The following is a 19,143-nucleotide window of genomic DNA, read 5'->3' on the forward strand; positions in this document are numbered from 1 at the left end:
AGAACGCCGCAAAGATACGCAGCCTTATTCATTAAAAAAATGTAATTGGTACAATTTTTTGCAGATTTACAGTTTTAACAAAATAGCTTTAACTACATTTGGTAGGCCTTATGGCCTATTGGGAGGTTTCCGATTGGCTTTTTTTTTCGGCATGTTTCTTTTTATTAGACAAGCGTTTTAATTTAACACTTTTAGGGATTTTGGTAGGTTTTCGTTTTTTTGAAACCACCAAACCTTGCGCTACTAGCTTTAAAAAACGTTTTATTACTTGCGCTTTATTTTGATGCTGGCTGCGGCTGGTTTCCGAACTAAGAAGTACCATGCCATTGGCGGTTAATTTATCCTTAAGTTTAACAGCCAGTCGTTTTTTTTGCATGTCCGAGAACACGGCCGAATTATTTAAATCCCAAATTAACTGCACCTTGGATGCTGTTTTATTTACGTGTTGCCCACCAGCACCAGAGCTTCTAGACGCTTTAAAGCTTAATTCGGAAATAAGAAGGGATTCGTTAAACATAGCCTTATTTAAATTGATGCGGTGCTTTTAACAAGTCGTTTACAGTTTTAACCGGGTTAAAGGTTATTAAAGGCACTTCTACAAAAATAGTATTCCAATTAGCCATACTACCGTTCCACAACCCAGGAAGCTCTAAGGCTTTTAAAGGTTTGCCATATTGAGTTTTTTCGGTTATAAATGCAGCCCGGTAATCTATAAAGTCCATTAAATTAAACTTTTTTCCTTGATAATTTTTTATACCACAAACCAAATCTACCGGATTAAAATGCGTGGCATTTTTTAAAATACTCTTTTGGTAGTCGTCTTTCGTGTTTATTTGAGCCGATTCTACAATTTGTAACGACACGTTGCCGCTTTCGTCTTTTACCCAAAAAGGTCCACCACCGGGCTCTCCCTCGTTTTTAACCATCCCACAAACGCGCATTGGCCTATTTAATTTATTAAACAGATACTCTATTTGGTATTTTGTGGCGTACTTTTCAAATTCTGGCGAAATTTGCACCTGCATTTTTTGTCTTAAAAAACGAGCTATTTCGAGTATTTTATCTTCGGAAACCGAATTGTTTTCAAGCACTTTCAAATACTTAAAAGCCTGTTCCTGCCGTTCAATTAAAATACCGGCTAACATTTTTTTGTATTTTGCTACTTCCTCTTTGTATTTATAAACCACTACATTATCGATGTTTTTTATAAAAACAATATCCGCATGTAATTCGTTTAGGTTTTCAATTAGCGCGCCATGTCCAGCTGGCCTAAACAATAACTGCCCATTAGCCATTCGGAACGGCTTATTGTTGGGTGTAACGGCAATAGTATCTGTGGACTCTTTTTGATAAGAAAATGTTATATTAAAATCGGTTTGCGTTTTGTTACGAACGTGCTTTTCAATGCGCGAAAATTCGCTTTTAAATTTCTGACTGTGATTTTCTGAAATGGTAAAATGCAGTTTTGTTTCCGTGTTATTAGAGGCGTAAAGAGCTGCTTCGTACAAATGCTCTTCAAAAGCCGTGGAAACACTATTATTTTTGTAGGCATGAAATGGAAGTAAGCCTTTGGGAAAATGACCGTAATTTAAGCCATTTTCATCCAACATGGTTTCTACAAACACGCTGGCTCTTTGGCTTAGGTCCAAATCATTAAAATGGGGATATTGTTTTTTAAGTACTGTTTTTACTTGTTGATAAAACGGAAACTTTTCCAGACCTACAAAAAAGATTTGCAAATCCTTACTGTCCCGGGTATTTAAATAAGAATTAATACTCTCTTTATCTGGCTGATACTCCTCTAGAAACTGAAATAAAAACTTAAACATTCGGGTTGCAGCGCCCGAGGCGGGAACAAACTTAAGCAAACTATAGTTGTTTTTTTTCGCATTAAAAAGTGCAATAACGCCATCTATTTCCGAAGTTTCAAGTTTTAAAATACCATTATTAACTGTTGCAGCAGCAACTAAATTTGAATACGGCAACCCCGATTTAAACGTATCTATTTGTTTGTGAATTTGACGTATATCCATGCCTTTTTGGGCTATTTGTTTTAAGTCGTTCTCTGAAAAATTCATGGCTTTTTTTTTAATAATGTTTGAATGTGTGCAACTGCTATTTTAAATCGGTTGGACAAACTGCCCTGCAGGACAACATAGGGTTTCTGGTGCGTTTCTAAAGCATTTTGAAATCTTTGAAACATAATTTCGCGCTCTTGAGGTTTATCGCGAATGCCATCTGGTTCCCAAGGCAAATCAATATTAGTTAAAAAATAAAGATTGTAATAATTTTCTTCAGCATATTTTTCCACCTCCTCTGGCACAAAACCGTTGTAGTAAGCTTGGCTATACACTTTTGTTTCCAGCAAATCTGTATCGCAAATAAGCAGTTTATTAGCTTTGGTGCTTAAGTTATTTTCCAATGCCATTTGGCCGTAAGCAATGGGCAAAACATCTTGCTTCGTTAATTGGGCTTGTTGCTCCTTCTTTTGCTGTGCATACTGCCTGGAAAACTCTGGCACCCACAGGGTGTTAAAGTAAGCTGCTAGCTTTTGTGCTAAAATGGTTTTTCCAGTAGACTCGGGGCCAAATAGGACAATTTTTATACAGCTACTTTTGTGTTGTTTAAGTGTTTTTTCCATGCTAAATAACCATAAATTGCCAAAACGGTAAATCCTAAATATTGTAAACTAGTAAAGGTAAATCCTTTATAAAAATAGAGTGGCACTGAAATAATATCACCTAAAATCCAAAAAATCCAATTTTCAACTTTGCGTTTAGCCATAAGCCACATGCCAACAAAAAATACGGCAGTAGTTAGGATATCAATGTAAGAAACCAGTCCATTCCATTTGTTAAATACTTCATAAACAACCATTACAAAAATAATGGCTGCACAGGCAATAGCTAAAGCTTTGTGCTTTTCTTTTTTGGTCCAAGTCGTAATAGGGGTTTCGTTTACGGCATCTACTTTACGGGTCCAAATGTACCAACCGTAAATGCTCATTAAAAAATAGTACACGTTTATAAGCATATCGCCCAATAAACTCCATTTAAATAAAAGGTATACAAAAATACTGGTGCTAATTATGCCTGTTGGAAACACCAAAATATGATTTTGTTTGGAGTACCAAACCGATAAAAAACCAAAAACAACCGCTACAATTTCCAGTGCAATATCCAGTGTATCGTAATCCGCATATTGACCAAATAAATAATCAAAAATGAGGTTCATAATCTTGTCTGTCTGTTTTAACAATTTTCATGTAGAGCAAACCGTTATCTATTAGCGCCATAGCTTCTTTTATATGCACTGTTAACAGGTTCATAACCGCATCATAATCGCCGTAAACTTGTGTGCTTAACGGATTTTCCATTACTTTTAAGTTTGAATTGCGCAAGCTTTTTATAAAGTGAATTATGGCCGGCTCAAAATTGTCTTGTAAGGGGCTTAACGTTAGTTCTACAGATATTTTCATAGTAAATGTCCTAAATAGGTTGTTTAAGTTGTTGTTTTTTGTTTTGGCAGGTTACAAATTAGGTTTTTGCAATTCAGAAAAAAAAGTCTCATCTGTTTCAAAGGCTGTTCCAATTACCACCAAATCTGCTCCCGATTGGTAAGCAGCTTGAAGCTGTTGTACTGATTTTATGCCGCCACCAACTATTAATGGTACGGTAATACATGCTTTAACCGTTGTTATAAGTGCTTGCGAAATGGGCTGCAAAGCACCACTTCCCGCTTCCAAATATATGAGTTTCATTCCTAGTAATTGCCCAGCTTTTGCGGTATTTGCTATTTCTTGTATGTTACTGCCACAAATGGGAGTCGTTCCTGTGACACGTTGGACAGCGCTTATTTTATTTAAAGTATGGTTATCCGGTGCCACCAGAATATAACCTGTTGGAAGTATTTCTAGATTGGTGTTATTTAAAAGTGGTACGGCCTTTACATGTTTCCCAATAAGGTACGCGGCATTTCTGCCTGAAATTAAAGACAGAAACAAAAGTGCATCGGCGCTGGGAGCTATTTGGGTAATATCGCCAGGAAACAACACCACTGGCAACTTGGTATGCTGTTTAATAGTTTTTACTAAAACGTTTGTAGCATGCGGCGCTACTTCGCTACCACCAACAAAAATATGCGTAGCAACCGATGTATTGACGTTTTCTATAAATTGGGGTACCAACGCAATGTCCATTTTATCTGGATCTATTAGCACCGCTAATAGTTTCTTATTTTGCTTTTTAGCGTCCAGTATTTGTTGGTAAATGTGTGTCATAAGTCGGTAGGAAATGCCACAGCGCATGTAAAGCCTTCAAACTCCAAAAAAGCTGTTTGGTAGCTGTGTTTTTGGTTATTGTAATCAATCCAAGCACGGGTTTCCGCATCCTGTAATTCAAAGGGAATAACAAGTGTGTGCTGCAAAAAGCTTAAACCTGGCGTAGCAAACAATTTGTAAAGAGACTCTTTAATACACCAAATAACGGTTAGTTTCTGAATATAATCGGTTGCCAATTGGTTTAAATACTGCCATTCATAACCAGCAAATTTAGGTGCAATAACCCTTATTTTTTGGCGTTGTTTTTCAATATCAATACCAACCATGTGGCTACTTACAATTACCGCCGAAAACGTAAACGAATGCGTTATAGAAATATACTTACCGTCCTTTAAATGCGGCTTGCCCTGTGCATCGTAATACAAATCGGAATCGGTATAACCAAAAGCATTGAGTAAGCAACGTACACTTAAAAAACCACGTTGATGTAGTTCGCTTTTCATACCAGATACACGCGTTAAACTCTCTGGTTTTAAAGATACCGCACTGTAGAACCAATGCAATGGCTCGGTAATTTTCCAGATTTTAACAGTAGTTTGTGAATTGGGCGTAAGGGTTTTATATAGCGGCATTTAATATTCTAAAAGTTATTAGTTATCTTTGCATAGCCTACGGCAGGCTACACATTAATGGCAAGCGAATTTAAGTATTTAAGTCCTATTGCCAAAGTTGTAAAGCCATAATAAACAATAAGAAATACAATTACTATGATTACGAAAACTGTGCCTTACACACCAAACAAAGTTAAAGATATGTCGCTTGCGGCTTGGGGAAGAAAAGAAATTGAACTAGCCGAGGCCGAAATGCCAGGACTTATGAGTCTTCGTGAAGAGTTTAAAGATTCGCAACCTTTAAAAGGAGCGCGAATTGCAGGTTGCTTGCACATGACCATACAAACAGCTGTTTTAATTGAAACCCTTCAAGCATTGGGCGCCGAAGTAACCTGGAGTTCATGCAACATCTTCTCTACGCAAGATCAAGCTGCTGCGGCCATTGCAGCCACCGGAACTGCTGTATATGCTTGGAAAGATATGACAGAAGAAGAGTTTGATTGGTGTATAGAGCAAACCCTATTTTTTGGAGAAGACAGAAAACCACTAAATATGATTCTAGACGATGGTGGCGATTTAACCAATATGGTGCTAGACAAATACCCAGAATTAGCTGCTGGTATTAATGGGCTTTCTGAAGAAACCACAACAGGTGTACACCGTTTGTACGAGCGCGTTAAAGCTGGCACCTTACCAATGCCTGCTATAAATGTTAACGACTCGGTTACAAAATCCAAATTCGATAACAAATATGGTTGTAAAGAAAGTGCCGTAGATGCCGTACGTCGTGCTACAGATGTTATGCTAGCTGGTAAACGCGTAGTAGTATGCGGTTATGGCGATGTTGGTAAAGGTACTGCTGCCTCCTTTAAAGGCGCTGGTAGTATTGTTACGGTTACAGAAATAGACCCTATTTGCGCGCTTCAAGCTGCTATGGATGGTTTTGAAGTTAAAAAACTAGAAACCGTTGTTGCAACAGCAGATATTGTTATTACCACAACTGGTAATAAAGATATAGTACGCGCAGAACATTTTGAAGCCATGAAAGACAAAACCATAGTTTGTAACATTGGTCATTTTGACAATGAAATAGACATGAGCTGGCTAAACAAAAACCATGGCCATACAAAAGATGAAATTAAACCACAGGTAGACAAATACACTGTAAATGGTAAAGATGTTATTATTTTAGCACAAGGCCGTTTGGTAAATTTAGGTTGCGCAACAGGACACCCAAGTTTTGTAATGAGTAACTCATTTACCAACCAAGTTTTAGCGCAAATTGAACTTTGGAACAATAAGGATGCTTATGAAAACAACGTATATATGTTACCAAAGCATTTAGATGAAAAAGTTGCCAAACTACACCTTGAAAAAATTGGTGTCGAGCTTACAGAGCTCAAAGAAGACCAAGCAGAATACATTGGCGTATCTGTAGAAGGACCATACAAACCAGAGTATTACAGATACTAGAATAAGATGATGGTTTAGGTTTAATACAAGCCCTAATTAGCAATTAAAAACCCAGAGAATTTATAATTCTGTGGGTTTTTTTATGCCTGTATACAACGAAAGCCACAATAAAAATATCCAGACACCTAAATAATTCAAGACCAGCACTGAAGCTGACGCAAAGCTGAAACTGTTTTTTTACGAAAAACAGCAAATTGACCCTTGTAAAAACAACCAGAAATGACGCTGCTTACAGCTAACTTATTTAGGTGTTTATGAAAAACAAAAAAACCGTTTTTCAATGCTGAAAAACGGTTTATATACAGTTAATAAGGTGTTTCATTAAGCGTTGAAAGGCTCGATAGAAACATACGACTTATTGTCTTTTTTCTTGGTAAATTTAACAATACCATCAACTTTAGCGTGTAATGTATGGTCTTTGCCACCATAAACATTTTCTCCTGGGTGATGCGTGTTACCTCTTTGTCTTACAATGATATTTCCAGCAACAGCAGCTTGCCCACCAAAAATCTTAACACCTAAACGTTTTGATTCTGATTCTCTACCGTTCTTCGAACTTCCGACTCCTTTTTTGTGTGCCATTTTATTCCGATTTTAAGATTTATAATTAGCTTAAGGCCGCAATTAATTCAGCTTTCTTCATTGAAGAGTAACCTGTAATTTCTTTTGCTTTAGCCATATCTCTTAATTCTGCAACCGTTAAGTTACTTAAATCTTGAGAAGCTTCTTTTTTTGTAGCTGGTTCGGTTTTTTCTGCTTTAGCCGCTGGCTTTGCTCCCGAAGCTACTATATTTTCAATTACAATTTCCGTTAAATCTTGTCTGTGACCGTTTTTAACGCGGTATCCTTTACGTCTTTTCTTTTTGAAAACTATAACTTTATCACCTTTAAGGTGCTTTAAAACTTTTGCTCCAACTTGAGCTCCGTTTATAGCTGGGGCGCCTACAGTTACATTGTCACCATCTGCAACTAAAAGAACGTTATCGAAAGAAACTTCCTTACCTTCTTCTACTGCTAAACGATTAACAAAAACTTTTTGGTCTTTTTCAACTTTAAATTGATGCCCTGCTATCTCTACAATTGCGTACATAGCGTAACGTTTTTATTTATTAGTTTAATGAACGCCTACAATTTTGTAAGCGGATGCAAATATACTGCTAAATAATTAAACTACAAACGTTTTATTACTTTTAACAAACATTCCAGCTTTTTTTAAAGTACTGCATTACCGTAAAAGCCGATATTACTGTTGTAGCAATACCCATAATCCATACCACAAAGGTTAATACACCAACACTAACAGAGGCTCCTACATTTACCACTTCTAATAATTTTGGTAAAAAATCTGGGTTAATTTCGGTAATGTAAAGCAGAAAAAATATTGTAAAACTAAACGTAGCAATAACACCCGTAATAATGCCAGCTACAAAGCCTCCGGTGTACGTAAATTTTTCGCCTTGTTCCAGCTTGTAATACCGTACAGTTTCAAAAATCCCAAAAGCAGTTATTGCTGCATTAAAAAAACTAAAAACTGGATTTGTGTGCTTATCAAAAAGTGCCAAAATAAGGAAATAAGCAATTAAAACCGCGCTTGCAGTTAAACCAAATCTAACAGGTAAAATAATATTTTTCATATTTTGCTTTTTTTATTTGCTTCAATTTCGTAAAAAAATCTGGTTTTTAATAATTTGTTTACGTTTTTTTCTTAAACCGAATAAAAACCCAAACTATTTCTTATTTTTGAGCAGTTGTAACATTTTAAAGACAAATGAAACGTGCTATTTGTCTGTTAACCAAAAACTAACTCACATGAAAAAAGGATTATTAACTTTTTCTGCATGTATACTAGCGGTAGTAACTAGTATTGCTCAAGAAGTGACATTTGAAGAATTTAAATTAGATAACGGACTACACGTTATTCTCCACCAGGATAACACAGCTCCTGTAGTGTCTACATCCGTTATGTACGATGTAGGGGGAAAAGATGGCGATAGAAACCGGACGGGTTTTGCCCACTTTTTTGAACACCTACTATTTGAAGGTTCTAAAAATATAGGCCGCGGCGAGTTTATGAAAATTATTCCCGCTAACGGTGGTACCTTTAACGCCAATACCTCCCAAGATCGCACCTATTATTACGAGGTATTTCCATCCAACAAATTGGAATTAGCCTTATGGTTAGAATCTGAAAGAATGTTGCACCCCGTAATAGACCAAGTTGGTGTGGACACACAAAACGAAGTTGTTAAGGAAGAAAAACGCCAAAATTTTGATAACAGACCTTATGGCCAAATACTGAATGCTATTGGCGAAAACTTATTCCAGTTGCACCCTTATAAAGGATCTAATATTGGCGAAATGGAACATTTAGATGCTGCTACGCTGGAGGAGTTCATGGCTTTTTTCGACAAGTATTATGTACCTAACAACGCTGTTTTGGTTATTGCTGGCGATATTGAAATTGCTAAAACCAAGACACTTGTAGAAGCCTATTTTGGTGAAGTTGAAAGAGGTGCCGATGTTGTGCGTAATTTCCCTAAAGAAGCACCAATAACAGAAACCATTAAAGCAACTACTTACGATAAAAACATTCAAACACCAGCTATTATTGCCGCTTACAGAGTACCTGGTATGGCAACAAAAGATGCGCGTGTATTGGATATGATTTCCACTTACTTAAGTGGTGGTAAAAGTTCGGTTCTTTACAAAAAACTTGTAGACGAACAAAAACAAGCGCTTACCGTTCAGGCTATTAATTTACCGCAAGTAGATTACAACATTTTTGCGCTTTTTGCTTTGCCACTAGGCGATGTGCCAATTCAAACGTTACTATCCGAAATGGATGAAGAAATTGCAAAAATTCAAAACGAATTAATTTCTGAACGGGACTATCAAAAACTTCAAAATCAGTTTGAAAATCAATTTGTAAACGCCAACTCGAGCATTTCAGGCATCGCTGAATCTTTGGCAACCTACTACTTGCTGTATGGCGATGTTAATCTAATAAATAACGAAATAGATATTTATCGCTCCATTACGCGCGAAGACATAAAAAATGTGGCACAAAGGTACTTAAGTCCCAACCAACGTGTAGAAATAGAATACTTACCAAAAAAAGACGACCAATAAGATGAATACATATATTTTAAAAACACGGCTAACAGCATTTGTTGTCCTTTTCTTTTTAGCCTTTAGTGTTTCGGCACAAATAGACCGATCTAAACAACCAAAAGCAGGTCCCGCTCCAAAAATAACACTGGAAGAGCCTGGCGAATTTCAATTAAAAAATGGTTTGAAAGTTTTAGTGGTAGAAAACCATAAACTACCACGCGTTTCATATTCGCTGCGCATAGACAATAGTCCTATTTATGAAGGTGATATTGCTGGCGTTACAAGCGTTTTAGGCGCTATGTTAGGTAATGGCACCACTTCTATTCCTAAAGATGATTTTAACGAAGAAATAGATTTTTTAGGCGCTAGCCTTAATTTAGGTTTTGGCAGTGGTTTTGCCAGTTCACTCTCTAAATATTCCGAACGCGTTTTAGAGCTCATGGCAGACGCTATTATTAACCCGCTTTTAACGGAGGAAGAATTTGAGGCAGAGAAAAAGAAACTAATCGAAAGCCTAAAAAATAACGATAAAAACCCAGATGCTATTGCTAACCGCGTAGGTACTGCACTATCCTATGGTAAAACGCATCCTTACGGCGAGTTTACTACGGAAGAAACTATAAACAATATTACATTCAATAACATTAAGGCTTACTACCAGCAATACATGAACCCTAGCAACGCTTACCTAGTTGTTATTGGTGATGTTGATTTTAAAACGGTTGAAAAACAAGTTAAAAAATATTTTAAAAAATGGGAAAATGGCGCCATGGTGTCCACAACTATTCCTAAACCAGCCGAAAGCTTACCAGTGCCTCAAATTAACTTTATTGATGTACCTGGAGCCACACAATCTAATATTTCGGTAACCAATAATGTGTCGTTAAAAATGAACGATCCCGATTATTTTGCAGCGCTAATAGCCAACGAAATTCTTGGTGGCGGTGGCGAAGGTTATTTATTTCTAAATTTGCGTGAAAAAAATGGCTACACCTATGGCTCTTATTCTAGGTTAGGTGCCAATCGCTATGGCATGTCCCGTTTTAGTACAACCGCTAAAGTTAGGAATGCCGTTACAGATAGTGCCATTGTTGAAACCCTTAAAGAAATAAAGCGAATAAATAACGAACCTGTTGCTGCCGAAGTTTTACAAAATGTGAAGGCCAAATACACAGGTAATTTTGTAATGGCATTGGAGCGCCCGCAAACCATAGCCAATTATGCTTTAAACATTAAGCTGAACAATTTGCCAGCCGATTTTTACACAACTTATTTGCAAAAAATAAACGATGTTACTATCGAGGACGTTCAAATGGCTGCACGAAAATATATGCGTCCAGAAAATGCTCGTGTGGTTGTAGTAGGTAATGGTAGCGATGTACTAGAAAACCTAGAAAAAATAGGTTTACCTATACGCTACTACGATACTTTTGCAAACCTTACCGAAAAACCAGAGTACGATATTGCAATGCCGGCCGATATAACTGTTGAAAAAGTTATTGGCGCATACATTGAAGCGCTTGGTGGCGCAGAGGCTATAAATAAGGTTTCTAGCTTATACATGGCAGCTAATGCCGAGTTACAACCTGGTATGGTTATTAATTTAGAAATGAAAAAAACAACCAAAAACCAATCGTTGGAACAAATAAGCGTTATGGGGCAAACCCAAAAACAAGTACTAAATGGCAACGCCGGTTACACCATGGCGCAAGGCCAGCGTATGGACATGACAGAGGAGCAAATTAAAAATGCCCAATTGGAGTCCATTCCATTTCCTGAAGTAAACTACCTAGACAATCAGGTGACTTTGGAGAAAATAGAAAAAGTAGACGGCGAAAATGCTTACAAAGTGCAAGTTACCGAAACAATGGCTGCTTATTACAGCGTAGATACTGGACTTAAACTAAAAGAAGTAGAAAGCTCGCCAGCAGGCCAATCTGCCACATTTTATAGTGACTATAAAGAGGTGTCTGGTATTAAATTTCCTTTTAAAATTTCGCAAACAATGGGACCAAGAGCTATCGATTTTATTGTAACCGAAGTAAAAGTAAATGACGGCGTTACCGATGCCGATTTTAAATAGAAACTAAACAAGCTAGTTTATGAGAAAAGCTCGAAGGTTTTAAAACCTTCGAGCTTTTATTTTTTTCGCTTTTGCGATAAATAAACACCAATTAAAATAATTAACGAGCCCAAGCCTTGCCACCAACTAAAGGTTTCGCCATCCAAAACACCCCAAATTAAGGCTACAATAGGCATTAAGTACGTAACAGACGATGCAAACACGGGTGTGGCCAATTGCACCAGCTTATTAAATAAAACTTTAGCTAAAGCCGTTCCAAAGAAAGACAAAATAACCACATACATAACGGCAGTACCAAAATTTGGGCCTGCAAAGGTACTTGTTGTAAAAAAGTCGGAAAAAAGCAACACTACCAGAGCCGGAATACTAATTATAGCATAGTTACCTGCCGCAATAGCTAAAGGCTTTACATCTTGTAAATACCGCTTTATAATATTTACATTAGCAGCATACATAACAGTAGCTATAATAACAAAACCAGCATACATATAGTTTTGTTCCGGATTTAAGGCTGCCCCTTTTAAAATTAAAATAGCGGTACCAATAAAACCTATTACCACCCCTAACACTTGGCGCCTACTGGAGGTTATTTGAAAAACAGCAAAGCCCAATAGTATGGTATTAAGGGGTACCAACGAGTTTAAAATGGAAGCCACCGCACTATCAATCTCTGTTTCGGCAACAGCAAATAAAAAGGCTGGAAAAAACGATCCCAACAATCCTGATAAACCAATCCATTTCCACTGGCTTCTAGCAATAGCTTTTAGTTGCTTATAACCAACCGCTAGTAGGAAAATTGCAGTAATTACAGTTCTTAAAGCACCTAATTGATAAGGATTTAGGCCTAAAAGCGACTTTTTAATTAAAATAAAAGAGGTTCCCCAAATAACCGAAAGAACCACCAAATAAAACCACTTGCTATTAACTTGATGCATAATAAAATATTAAAAGCACAAAATTGAAATTTTAAAAGCAATAAACAGCAATAATTAGTAAATTTGTGTAAACAATAAATTACCTTATTATGAAAAGTTTAAAAAACATCATAGCCGTTGCAGTTATAGCCTTAATAATAGTAAGTTGCAAAAATGAAGCAACACCAGAAGTAGTAACTATAGAAACAAAATCTGAACAGGTTGCTGTTAAAACGGAACTAGACCCAAATGCCACCTATGCTAAAGCAGAATTTACTATTGAAGGAATGACCTGTGCCATGGGATGTGCTAAAACTATTGAAAAGAAAATGGCCAAAATGGAAGGTGTAAAATCGGCCACAGTTGATTTTGACACGCGTTTAGCCATGGTAGAATACGACGAAGCTAAAGTAAATACCATGACTTTAGAAGAAGCTGTGAAGAGTGTTAGCGATATTTATTCTGTAAAAGATATGAAAACCGTGGAGCGCACCGATTTAGAAGCTACACCAGATGCTGCTAACAAGAAGACTTGCGATAAAGATTGTAAAAAAGCCTGTTGTGCAGACAAAACAGAGGCTGAAAAAACAGCTTGTGCTGACGACTGTAAAATGGCTTGCTGTGCTGATAAAGCAAAAGCTTAATTAAGCTCTTAAAAGTAAAGAGACAAAAATAAAAAAACCAGAAAAATTAATTTTTCTGGTTTTTTTATACAAAAGCTTTACGTTTAAAAATTAAGTGCTTCAATTTGTAATTAACATCTTTTGTGTATACGTAGCATTGCTAGCTGTTGTAATATTTAAAAGATAAGAACCACTGCTTAAATTAAGTGTGTCAATGCGTTCTACAGAATTTTGTTTCTTACATGTTTCTAAAACCAATTGGCCTAGCATATTGTAAATTTGAACTGTGTATGGCTCATTATTAGGGTTTTTAATATTAAAACTGCCTTGATTGGGGTTTGGATACACCTCAAAACTGGAAGCTGCAAACGATTCCACACTTAATGGTAAAGGCTCAAAACGTACTATAAAAATATTTTTAATTAAACCATCACTGCTATTACCATTATCTATAAAGCCAGGTTGCAGACTATTAGGTGTTGTTATTCCGGTTGCACTAGCCGTTTCGCCTAGCAAGTAAAACACGTCGTTATAAACCAAGGATTTAGAAGCGTACTCATTTTCACTACTACCGTAATAGGTTCCCCAATTTACGTCCCCATCGGGGTTAAACTGCGCCACAAACAAATCAGTCCCTCCAGATTTGTTTTCCTGGTACGCACCAGTGCTTGCTATATTATCTTGAAACTTTGTCGCAGCAGTTAAATAAATGTTCCCTTGGCTATCTCCAGCTAATGATGAAGAACTAGACACAAGACTATTGCCATAAATATCATAATCTAAACCATAATAAGTGCCCCATAAACGTATACCTTCCGTGTTAAACTTCACTAAAAACGCTGTATAATTAGACCCTGAATCCTCCTGATAGCTGTCTATTGTTGTAATATTGGGACTAGATATAGTTGTACCAGTAACATATAAGGCATTACCACTAACAAGTAGTCCATTTTTATTAGTATAGGCATTATTGGTATTCCCGTAATAGGTACTCCAAAGGCGTTGGCCAGCAAAGGAAAATTTAGTAATAAATATATCCCGACAACTACCTGGCACCGGTTGATGTGCATTCATAGTTGCAAAATAGGTGTTTTCTGGATGTATAGGTAAACAATCGCTAGTGTCTCCTGCTACATACAAACCATCTGACCCAAGCGTAATACTATACATTTGTGAAAAATTAATCCCATAATAGGTCGCCCAAATAGGTAGACCATCTACAGAAAATTTGGTAATTACATTATTATAATCTTGACCAATAGTTGCTTGGAAAGCTCCAGATGTTGCAAGATTGGCATTATTGGTTCTGTTAAAAAAATAAATACCACCTGCCTGTTTATCTGCAACAATACTAGGACCACTATTTCTAATAGTTCCACCCATAGATTCTGGATCACTATCAGCACTAGGATAATAGGTGCCCCAAATTTTAGCACCACTAGCATCAAATTTGTTTATAAAAGTGTCCGTGCTTCCCTCTAAAGTTGTTTGCCACGCATTGCTTGTAGCCATGCTATTGGCGCTCCCAGTACTGCCAATTATATATATAACGTTATAGCCATCAATGGTAATTCCTGTAATATAATCAACAGATTCACCCCCTATAAAGGTAGACCATAAAATTTCTCCTACAGGGCTTATTTTGGTTAAAAACCCATCAGCAACACCACCGCCATAAGCTGTTTGATAAGCATTGGCAGTAGCATTAAAAACACTTCCACTCCGAACCCTTCCTACTAAATACATATTACCTTCTGTATCCATAGCGCTATCGGCCAAATCTATACCTTCATCGCCAAAATAAGTAGCCCAGCCTCTTTGATAATCGAAGGTTTGGGCATAACCTATTTCATGTAAACCTATAAAACAAACAATATAGAATAGGTGTATTAATTTCATCATAGTTTGTTTGCTATGTTAAACAATAATTACAATATACGTTTCTCCATCAGGTACTGCTGCACCACTAACTGGATCCATAACATGTAAAGATGCGGTTCCTCCCAAAGACCCAAAAGTATTTAAAAGCATTCTGGCTTGGTTACTAATTTGCTCTTGGTTGGTACTGTTAAATATAGAAACTGGCTTTCCATTCTTCCGCTTTAAAGTATTCGAACGAGAAAATTCGGCCAACACTTCTCTAAAAGCAATTATTTCATCGCTTTGCTTTAGGAACGAATTCTGTTCAGATAAAGATGTTGTATTTTCAACAGATATTGTATTTTCTTCTGTTGAGCAGGAAAAAAATACTGTTGACAACATCAATGCTAAAATAAATTTGGGGTGTTTCTTAATGATAGGGTTTTAAATTAAAATTTAACTCCCTAAATATAAGAGCATTAATTAAAAAAAAAACAGCCATGTTTTCGATGAAATACATCGGTATATTAGTTCTTTTAAACGAAGAAAACGATAACATCGCCCTTATGTAGCCAATTTTAGTACATCATTTATAATTCAAAATAATACTATTAGTCTATTGAATTATTCAACCTGAATTTTACATTTTGTAGAAGGGCTTTTTTTATTACTTCCAGTTTACGGTTTCCATAATATGTTGAATATCTTTTTGCAAATATTTTGCTGCAGGCAGAATAGAATCAAAATTAGGTTTTGCGTAAAAATACAAGGACCCTGTTAAGAAATGATTAATGCTGTCTGTAACATAAAACTGCGATTGTGAAGCCGCGTTACCTCCAACTTCATAAAACATGCCGTAAACCTTTCGCTCGTCGTTGGCGTACAACTGCTCTGTAATTTCGTCGGCTTTTACAGTGTGCTCTTGAGTAAACCCTTGGGAATCACGTAATAATGTTTTTAAACGCTCCTTATTATTCCGAACTGGCTTATAGGTTAAATATATAGTGCCTTTAAGAGACGGATAAATAAGGTCTAAGCCAAAACTACCAGAATCTTCAGCTATACTGCGGGCTTTAATTTTTGTAGCTAATTCATTCTTTTCGAAAGTAAACGGAAAGTCCGAATCCATTTTTTTATACATGGCTTCAGGATACTCTAGTCTTAAAAAAGCAGCTGGTTTTGGCAGGGTGTCGTTACCGCAAGCAAATACAAGCGTAAGCGGTACAAGCATTAAAAAGCGTTTAAATTTCATGAGTATTAGTTTTTTGGCTGTATTATGGAAGCGACACTTTTATTCGTGTAATTCGTTTTTTATCTAGTGCTTCAATAACGAATACATAATCTAAAAAATATATTTTTGCTCCTTGTTTTGGAAAACTTTTAGAGAATTCTAAAATAAAACCTGCCAGCGTCTCGGCTTCGCCTTTTTCAGCTTCAAAAGCTTGCGAATTGGCCACTTTTGCTATTTTATAAAAATCTTTAAGCGCTGTTTTCCCTTCAAAAACATAGGTTTTATCATCTAGTTTGGAATAAACCAAATCCTCGTCGTCAAACTCATCGCTAATATCGCCCACAATTTCTTCTATAATATCTTCTAAAGAAATTAATCCAGATGTGCCACCATACTCATCTACCACCACAGCTAAATGCACTTTTTTCTCCTGAAACTCGCCCATTAAATCGTCTAGTTTTTTATTTTCCGGAACAAAAAACGGATCCCTTAATAACTGGGTCCAGTCAAAATCTTTTAAATCTAAATACGGTAGTAAATCTTTTACGTACAAAATACCTTTTATACGGTCTATGTTATCCTCGTACACGGGTATCCTGGAGTAACCGTTGCTAACTATTTCGGGAATAATTTCGGCGTATTTCTGGTTTATATTTAACGCAAAAATATCAATTCTAGGGCGCATAACCTGTTTGGTATCTGTGTTTCCGAAGGATACAATACCTTTTAATATTTTTTGCTCCTCTTGGGTTGTGTCCGCTTCACTGGTTAGCTCCAATGCTTGGGATAATTGATCGACACTTAAATGCGATTTTTTTCTACCCAACTTATTGTGTATACCTATGGTAATGCTGCGCATTGGCAAGCTAATGGGCGAGAAAAACACATCTAAAAACCGAATGGGATAGGCCATAAAGAGTGCAAATTTTAGTCTGTTCCTACTGGCATAAATTTTGGGTAAAATTTCGCCAAATAGCAATATAAGAAAGGTAATAACAATTACTTCCAACAAAAATTTTAAAATTCCAGAGGCAATACCTTTAAAAATAAATTCGCCCAAATATGCAAACAGAATAACAATACCAATGTTTATGAAATTGTTGGCTACTAAAATCGTGGCTAACAGTTTTTTAGGACGTTCCAACAATTTTATAATAATACCAATAGCTGGTGTTTTTGTTTGTTCCTGATTTTCAATATCGCTTCTGGTTAGAGAAAATAAGGCCACTTCGGCACCGGAAATTAATGCCGAACACAGCAATAAAACAACTAAAAGGGCTACACCAAATACGAGTGTGTAGTCCACGGACAAAATTAACTGCTGAAAACTGGGAGGTTCTAGGTCCAATGCTAATTGGTTTTAGTAGTGTTAAAATGGTAAATCGTCGTCTGGTAAATCTACCTCTGGTTTTGGAGTTACCGGATCTTGAGGCGGTTGTGCTCCAGGATTTTGGGTTTGCTGTGCTGGCGTGGCCGCACTATTTGCCGGATCTCCTTTCATACTTAAAAAGGTAAAATCTGTACATTGGATTTCTGTAGAATACCGGTCGTTACCGCTATCGTCCTGCCATTTTCTGGTTTTAATGCGGCCTTCAATATATACTTTATCGCCTTTTCCAATATATTTTTCGCATACCTCGGCGGCTTTGTTTCTAACCACAATATTATGCCATTCGGTGTTCGTTATTCGCTCGTTGGTTTGTTTATTTATATAGGTTTCGTTGGTTGCTAAAGGAAAACGCCCAATACATCCGCCACCTTCAAAATAGTGCATTTTTACGTCGTCTCCTAAATGCCCAATAAGCATAACTTTATTTAATGTTCCTGACATGATTGTTATTTAATTTACAAAATTACGCTTTTGCTATTCATAAACTTAAAATTAGTAAAAAATTATGAGTCGGCTAAATTTCAACTTCAAAATTATAGGCATCCATAAAATTTTTAATAACAATAGGAACTGCATATTTTTCAAGATCTGCAAAAGGCACCGTTGGTTGGGGTAGCTTGTTGGTTTTAATAATCCAGAACTTGGTATATAAATGCTGGTGCGACAATTTATGCACAATAGGATTGGCATTAAACAAACTAACCTCCTGTATATCCTGTGCGTTGGCTATATAGTTTAGAAGCTCGTGTTTATTAATAGCCTTTGGTGTTTCTATTAAAGGGAATTGGTATAAATTTTGCCAAATGCCCTTTTGTTCTCTTTTTTCGAGTATGGTGGTATTAACATCCGAGATGTATACTAAAAAATTAAAAAATTTAATTGCTGGTTTGCGCGCTTTTGTTTTAACAGGCAATTGGTTTATTTCGTTTTTTCGATGCGCATAACAGCTACTAGCCAGCGGGCACGTGGGGCAATCTGGTTTGTTAGGGGTGCACTGCAAGGCCCCAAATTCCATAATAGCTTGGTTAAAATCTGCTGGATTTTTTTTATCAATTAAATCTGAAACCAAAGCCTTAAAGGTTTTTTTTCCTTCAGTAGAATTTATAGGAGTATGTATACCATAATACCTAGCTAATACCCGAAATACGTTACCATCTAAAACAGCTGCCACTTCGTTAAAACAAAAGGATGCAATAGCGCTAGCAGTGTAATCGCCAACACCTTTTAGCTTAAGCAACTCTTTATAGTTTTCTGGAAACTGTCCGTTTAAATGAAACGCAATGTATTTAGCCGTGGCGTGCAGGTTTCTAGCACGCGAATAATAGCCTAGTCCCTGCCACAGTTTTAAAACGGCTTCTTCAGGTGCTTTTGCCAGATGAAAAACAGTAGGGTATTGAGAAACAAAGGCTTCATAATACGGTAAACCTTGCTTAATTTGGGTTTGCTGCAAAATAATTTCGGACAACCATATAAAGTAAGGGTTTTGAGTATTTCGCCAAGGCAATTCCCGCTTATTAACTAAATACCAACTTATTAGAGTTTTGGATAGTTGCATATATAAATAGGAC

The 19,143-nt window shown here is 36.6% G+C and carries 21 protein-coding genes; 4 read left to right on the forward strand and 17 right to left on the reverse strand.

What is annotated here, in order from left to right:
* Positions 1–115: 115 nt before the first annotated feature.
* Genes arfB through ACFSQP_RS05285 form a run of 7 tightly spaced genes read right to left on the reverse strand, consistent with a single transcriptional unit; the run spans position 116 to position 4,911 of the window.
* Positions 116–517, reverse strand: coding sequence for an alternative ribosome rescue aminoacyl-tRNA hydrolase ArfB (arfB, locus tag ACFSQP_RS05255; protein ID WP_376892361.1), 402 nt, complete (start codon positions 515–517; stop codon positions 116–118).
* Positions 518–521: 4 nt separating this feature from the next.
* Positions 522–2,078 carry a DUF4301 family protein gene (locus ACFSQP_RS05260; protein WP_376892362.1) on the reverse strand — a complete coding sequence of 519 codons (1,557 nt, stop codon included), beginning with the start codon at positions 2,076–2,078 and terminating at the stop codon, positions 522–524.
* Positions 2,075–2,641, reverse strand: a complete 567-nt coding sequence (locus ACFSQP_RS05265) for an AAA family ATPase (RefSeq protein ID WP_376892363.1) — start codon at positions 2,639–2,641, stop codon at positions 2,075–2,077. Before ACFSQP_RS05265 ends, ACFSQP_RS05260 begins: the two co-directional genes overlap by 4 nt.
* Positions 2,602–3,234 carry a nicotinamide riboside transporter PnuC gene (gene pnuC, locus ACFSQP_RS05270; protein WP_376892364.1) on the reverse strand — a complete coding sequence of 211 codons (633 nt, stop codon included), beginning with the start codon at positions 3,232–3,234 and terminating at the stop codon, positions 2,602–2,604. The genes ACFSQP_RS05265 and pnuC overlap by 40 nt, the downstream gene beginning before the upstream one ends.
* Positions 3,218–3,478: a hypothetical protein gene (locus tag ACFSQP_RS05275; RefSeq protein WP_376892365.1), complete on the reverse strand. Its 261-nt coding sequence runs from the start codon at positions 3,476–3,478 to the stop codon at positions 3,218–3,220. Before ACFSQP_RS05275 ends, pnuC begins: the two co-directional genes overlap by 17 nt.
* Positions 3,479–3,529: 51 nt before the next feature.
* The gene (locus tag ACFSQP_RS05280) at positions 3,530–4,279 is read right to left on the reverse strand and encodes a geranylgeranylglyceryl/heptaprenylglyceryl phosphate synthase (RefSeq protein ID WP_376892366.1); all 750 of its coding nucleotides are present in this window, start codon (positions 4,277–4,279) and stop codon (positions 3,530–3,532) included.
* On the reverse strand, positions 4,276–4,911 hold the full coding sequence (locus ACFSQP_RS05285; protein ID WP_376892367.1) for a 4'-phosphopantetheinyl transferase family protein: 636 nt from the start codon (positions 4,909–4,911) through the stop codon (positions 4,276–4,278). The genes ACFSQP_RS05280 and ACFSQP_RS05285 overlap by 4 nt, the downstream gene beginning before the upstream one ends.
* A gap of 135 nt (positions 4,912–5,046) precedes the next feature.
* On the opposite strand from ACFSQP_RS05285, the gene ahcY reads away from it, so the two are divergent.
* Positions 5,047–6,363 carry an adenosylhomocysteinase gene (ahcY, locus tag ACFSQP_RS05290; RefSeq protein ID WP_376892368.1) on the forward strand — a complete coding sequence of 439 codons (1,317 nt, stop codon included), beginning with the start codon at positions 5,047–5,049 and terminating at the stop codon, positions 6,361–6,363.
* A 321-nt stretch (positions 6,364–6,684) separates the two neighbouring features.
* On the opposite strand, the gene rpmA is transcribed toward ahcY, so the two are convergent.
* The 3 genes from rpmA to ACFSQP_RS05305 all read right to left on the reverse strand — a co-directional run bounded on the left by rpmA (position 6,685) and on the right by ACFSQP_RS05305 (position 7,997).
* A complete protein-coding gene (gene rpmA, locus ACFSQP_RS05295; protein ID WP_376892369.1) occupies positions 6,685–6,945 on the reverse strand; it encodes a 50S ribosomal protein L27 in 261 nt (86 codons plus the stop codon).
* Between the two features lie 25 nt (positions 6,946–6,970).
* On the reverse strand, positions 6,971–7,453 hold the full coding sequence (gene rplU, locus ACFSQP_RS05300) for a 50S ribosomal protein L21 (protein ID WP_376892370.1): 483 nt from the start codon (positions 7,451–7,453) through the stop codon (positions 6,971–6,973).
* A 100-nt stretch (positions 7,454–7,553) separates the two neighbouring features.
* Positions 7,554–7,997: a DUF4199 domain-containing protein gene (locus ACFSQP_RS05305; protein ID WP_376892371.1), complete on the reverse strand. Its 444-nt coding sequence runs from the start codon at positions 7,995–7,997 to the stop codon at positions 7,554–7,556.
* A gap of 175 nt (positions 7,998–8,172) precedes the next feature.
* Between ACFSQP_RS05305 and ACFSQP_RS05310 the strand changes: the two genes are divergently transcribed.
* Positions 8,173–9,492 (forward strand): M16 family metallopeptidase, encoded by a 1,320-nt coding sequence (locus ACFSQP_RS05310; protein ID WP_376892372.1) that lies wholly within the window; start codon positions 8,173–8,175, stop codon positions 9,490–9,492.
* Between the two features lies 1 nt (position 9,493).
* On the forward strand, positions 9,494–11,557 hold the full coding sequence (locus tag ACFSQP_RS05315) for a M16 family metallopeptidase (protein ID WP_376892373.1): 2,064 nt from the start codon (positions 9,494–9,496) through the stop codon (positions 11,555–11,557).
* A 56-nt stretch (positions 11,558–11,613) separates the two neighbouring features.
* Here ACFSQP_RS05315 and ACFSQP_RS05320 read toward each other — a convergent pair whose 3' ends face one another.
* Positions 11,614–12,492 (reverse strand): DMT family transporter, encoded by an 879-nt coding sequence (locus tag ACFSQP_RS05320; protein WP_376892374.1) that lies wholly within the window; start codon positions 12,490–12,492, stop codon positions 11,614–11,616.
* Positions 12,493–12,581: 89 nt separating this feature from the next.
* Here ACFSQP_RS05320 and ACFSQP_RS05325 point away from each other — a divergent pair, with 89 nt between their 5' ends.
* Complete coding sequence (locus tag ACFSQP_RS05325; protein ID WP_376892375.1) at positions 12,582–13,115, forward strand: heavy-metal-associated domain-containing protein; 534 nt, start codon at positions 12,582–12,584, stop codon at positions 13,113–13,115.
* A 99-nt stretch (positions 13,116–13,214) separates the two neighbouring features.
* Here the strand turns inward: ACFSQP_RS05325 and ACFSQP_RS05330 are convergent, their stop codons facing one another.
* The 6 genes from ACFSQP_RS05330 to mutY form a co-directional block, all read right to left on the reverse strand.
* Positions 13,215–14,996 (reverse strand): T9SS type A sorting domain-containing protein, encoded by a 1,782-nt coding sequence (locus ACFSQP_RS05330; RefSeq protein WP_376892376.1) that lies wholly within the window; start codon positions 14,994–14,996, stop codon positions 13,215–13,217.
* 15 nt (positions 14,997–15,011) lie between these two features.
* Entirely contained in the window at positions 15,012–15,356 is a 345-nt protein-coding gene (locus ACFSQP_RS05335) for a hypothetical protein (protein ID WP_376892377.1), read from the reverse strand.
* A 265-nt stretch (positions 15,357–15,621) separates the two neighbouring features.
* A complete protein-coding gene (gene gldD, locus ACFSQP_RS05340) occupies positions 15,622–16,206 on the reverse strand; it encodes a gliding motility lipoprotein GldD (protein WP_376892378.1) in 585 nt (194 codons plus the stop codon).
* A 22-nt stretch (positions 16,207–16,228) separates the two neighbouring features.
* On the reverse strand, positions 16,229–17,533 hold the full coding sequence (locus ACFSQP_RS05345) for a gliding motility-associated protein GldE (protein ID WP_376892379.1): 1,305 nt from the start codon (positions 17,531–17,533) through the stop codon (positions 16,229–16,231).
* A gap of 21 nt (positions 17,534–17,554) precedes the next feature.
* Positions 17,555–18,016 carry a single-stranded DNA-binding protein gene (locus ACFSQP_RS05350; protein WP_376892380.1) on the reverse strand — a complete coding sequence of 154 codons (462 nt, stop codon included), beginning with the start codon at positions 18,014–18,016 and terminating at the stop codon, positions 17,555–17,557.
* Positions 18,017–18,089: 73 nt separating this feature from the next.
* A complete protein-coding gene (gene mutY, locus ACFSQP_RS05355) occupies positions 18,090–19,130 on the reverse strand; it encodes an A/G-specific adenine glycosylase (RefSeq protein WP_376892381.1) in 1,041 nt (346 codons plus the stop codon).
* Positions 19,131–19,143: the final 13 nt, after the last annotated feature.

Source organism: Bizionia sediminis, from assembly GCF_042684585.1.
Classification (GTDB): domain Bacteria; phylum Bacteroidota; class Bacteroidia; order Flavobacteriales; family Flavobacteriaceae; genus Algorimicrobium; species Algorimicrobium sediminis.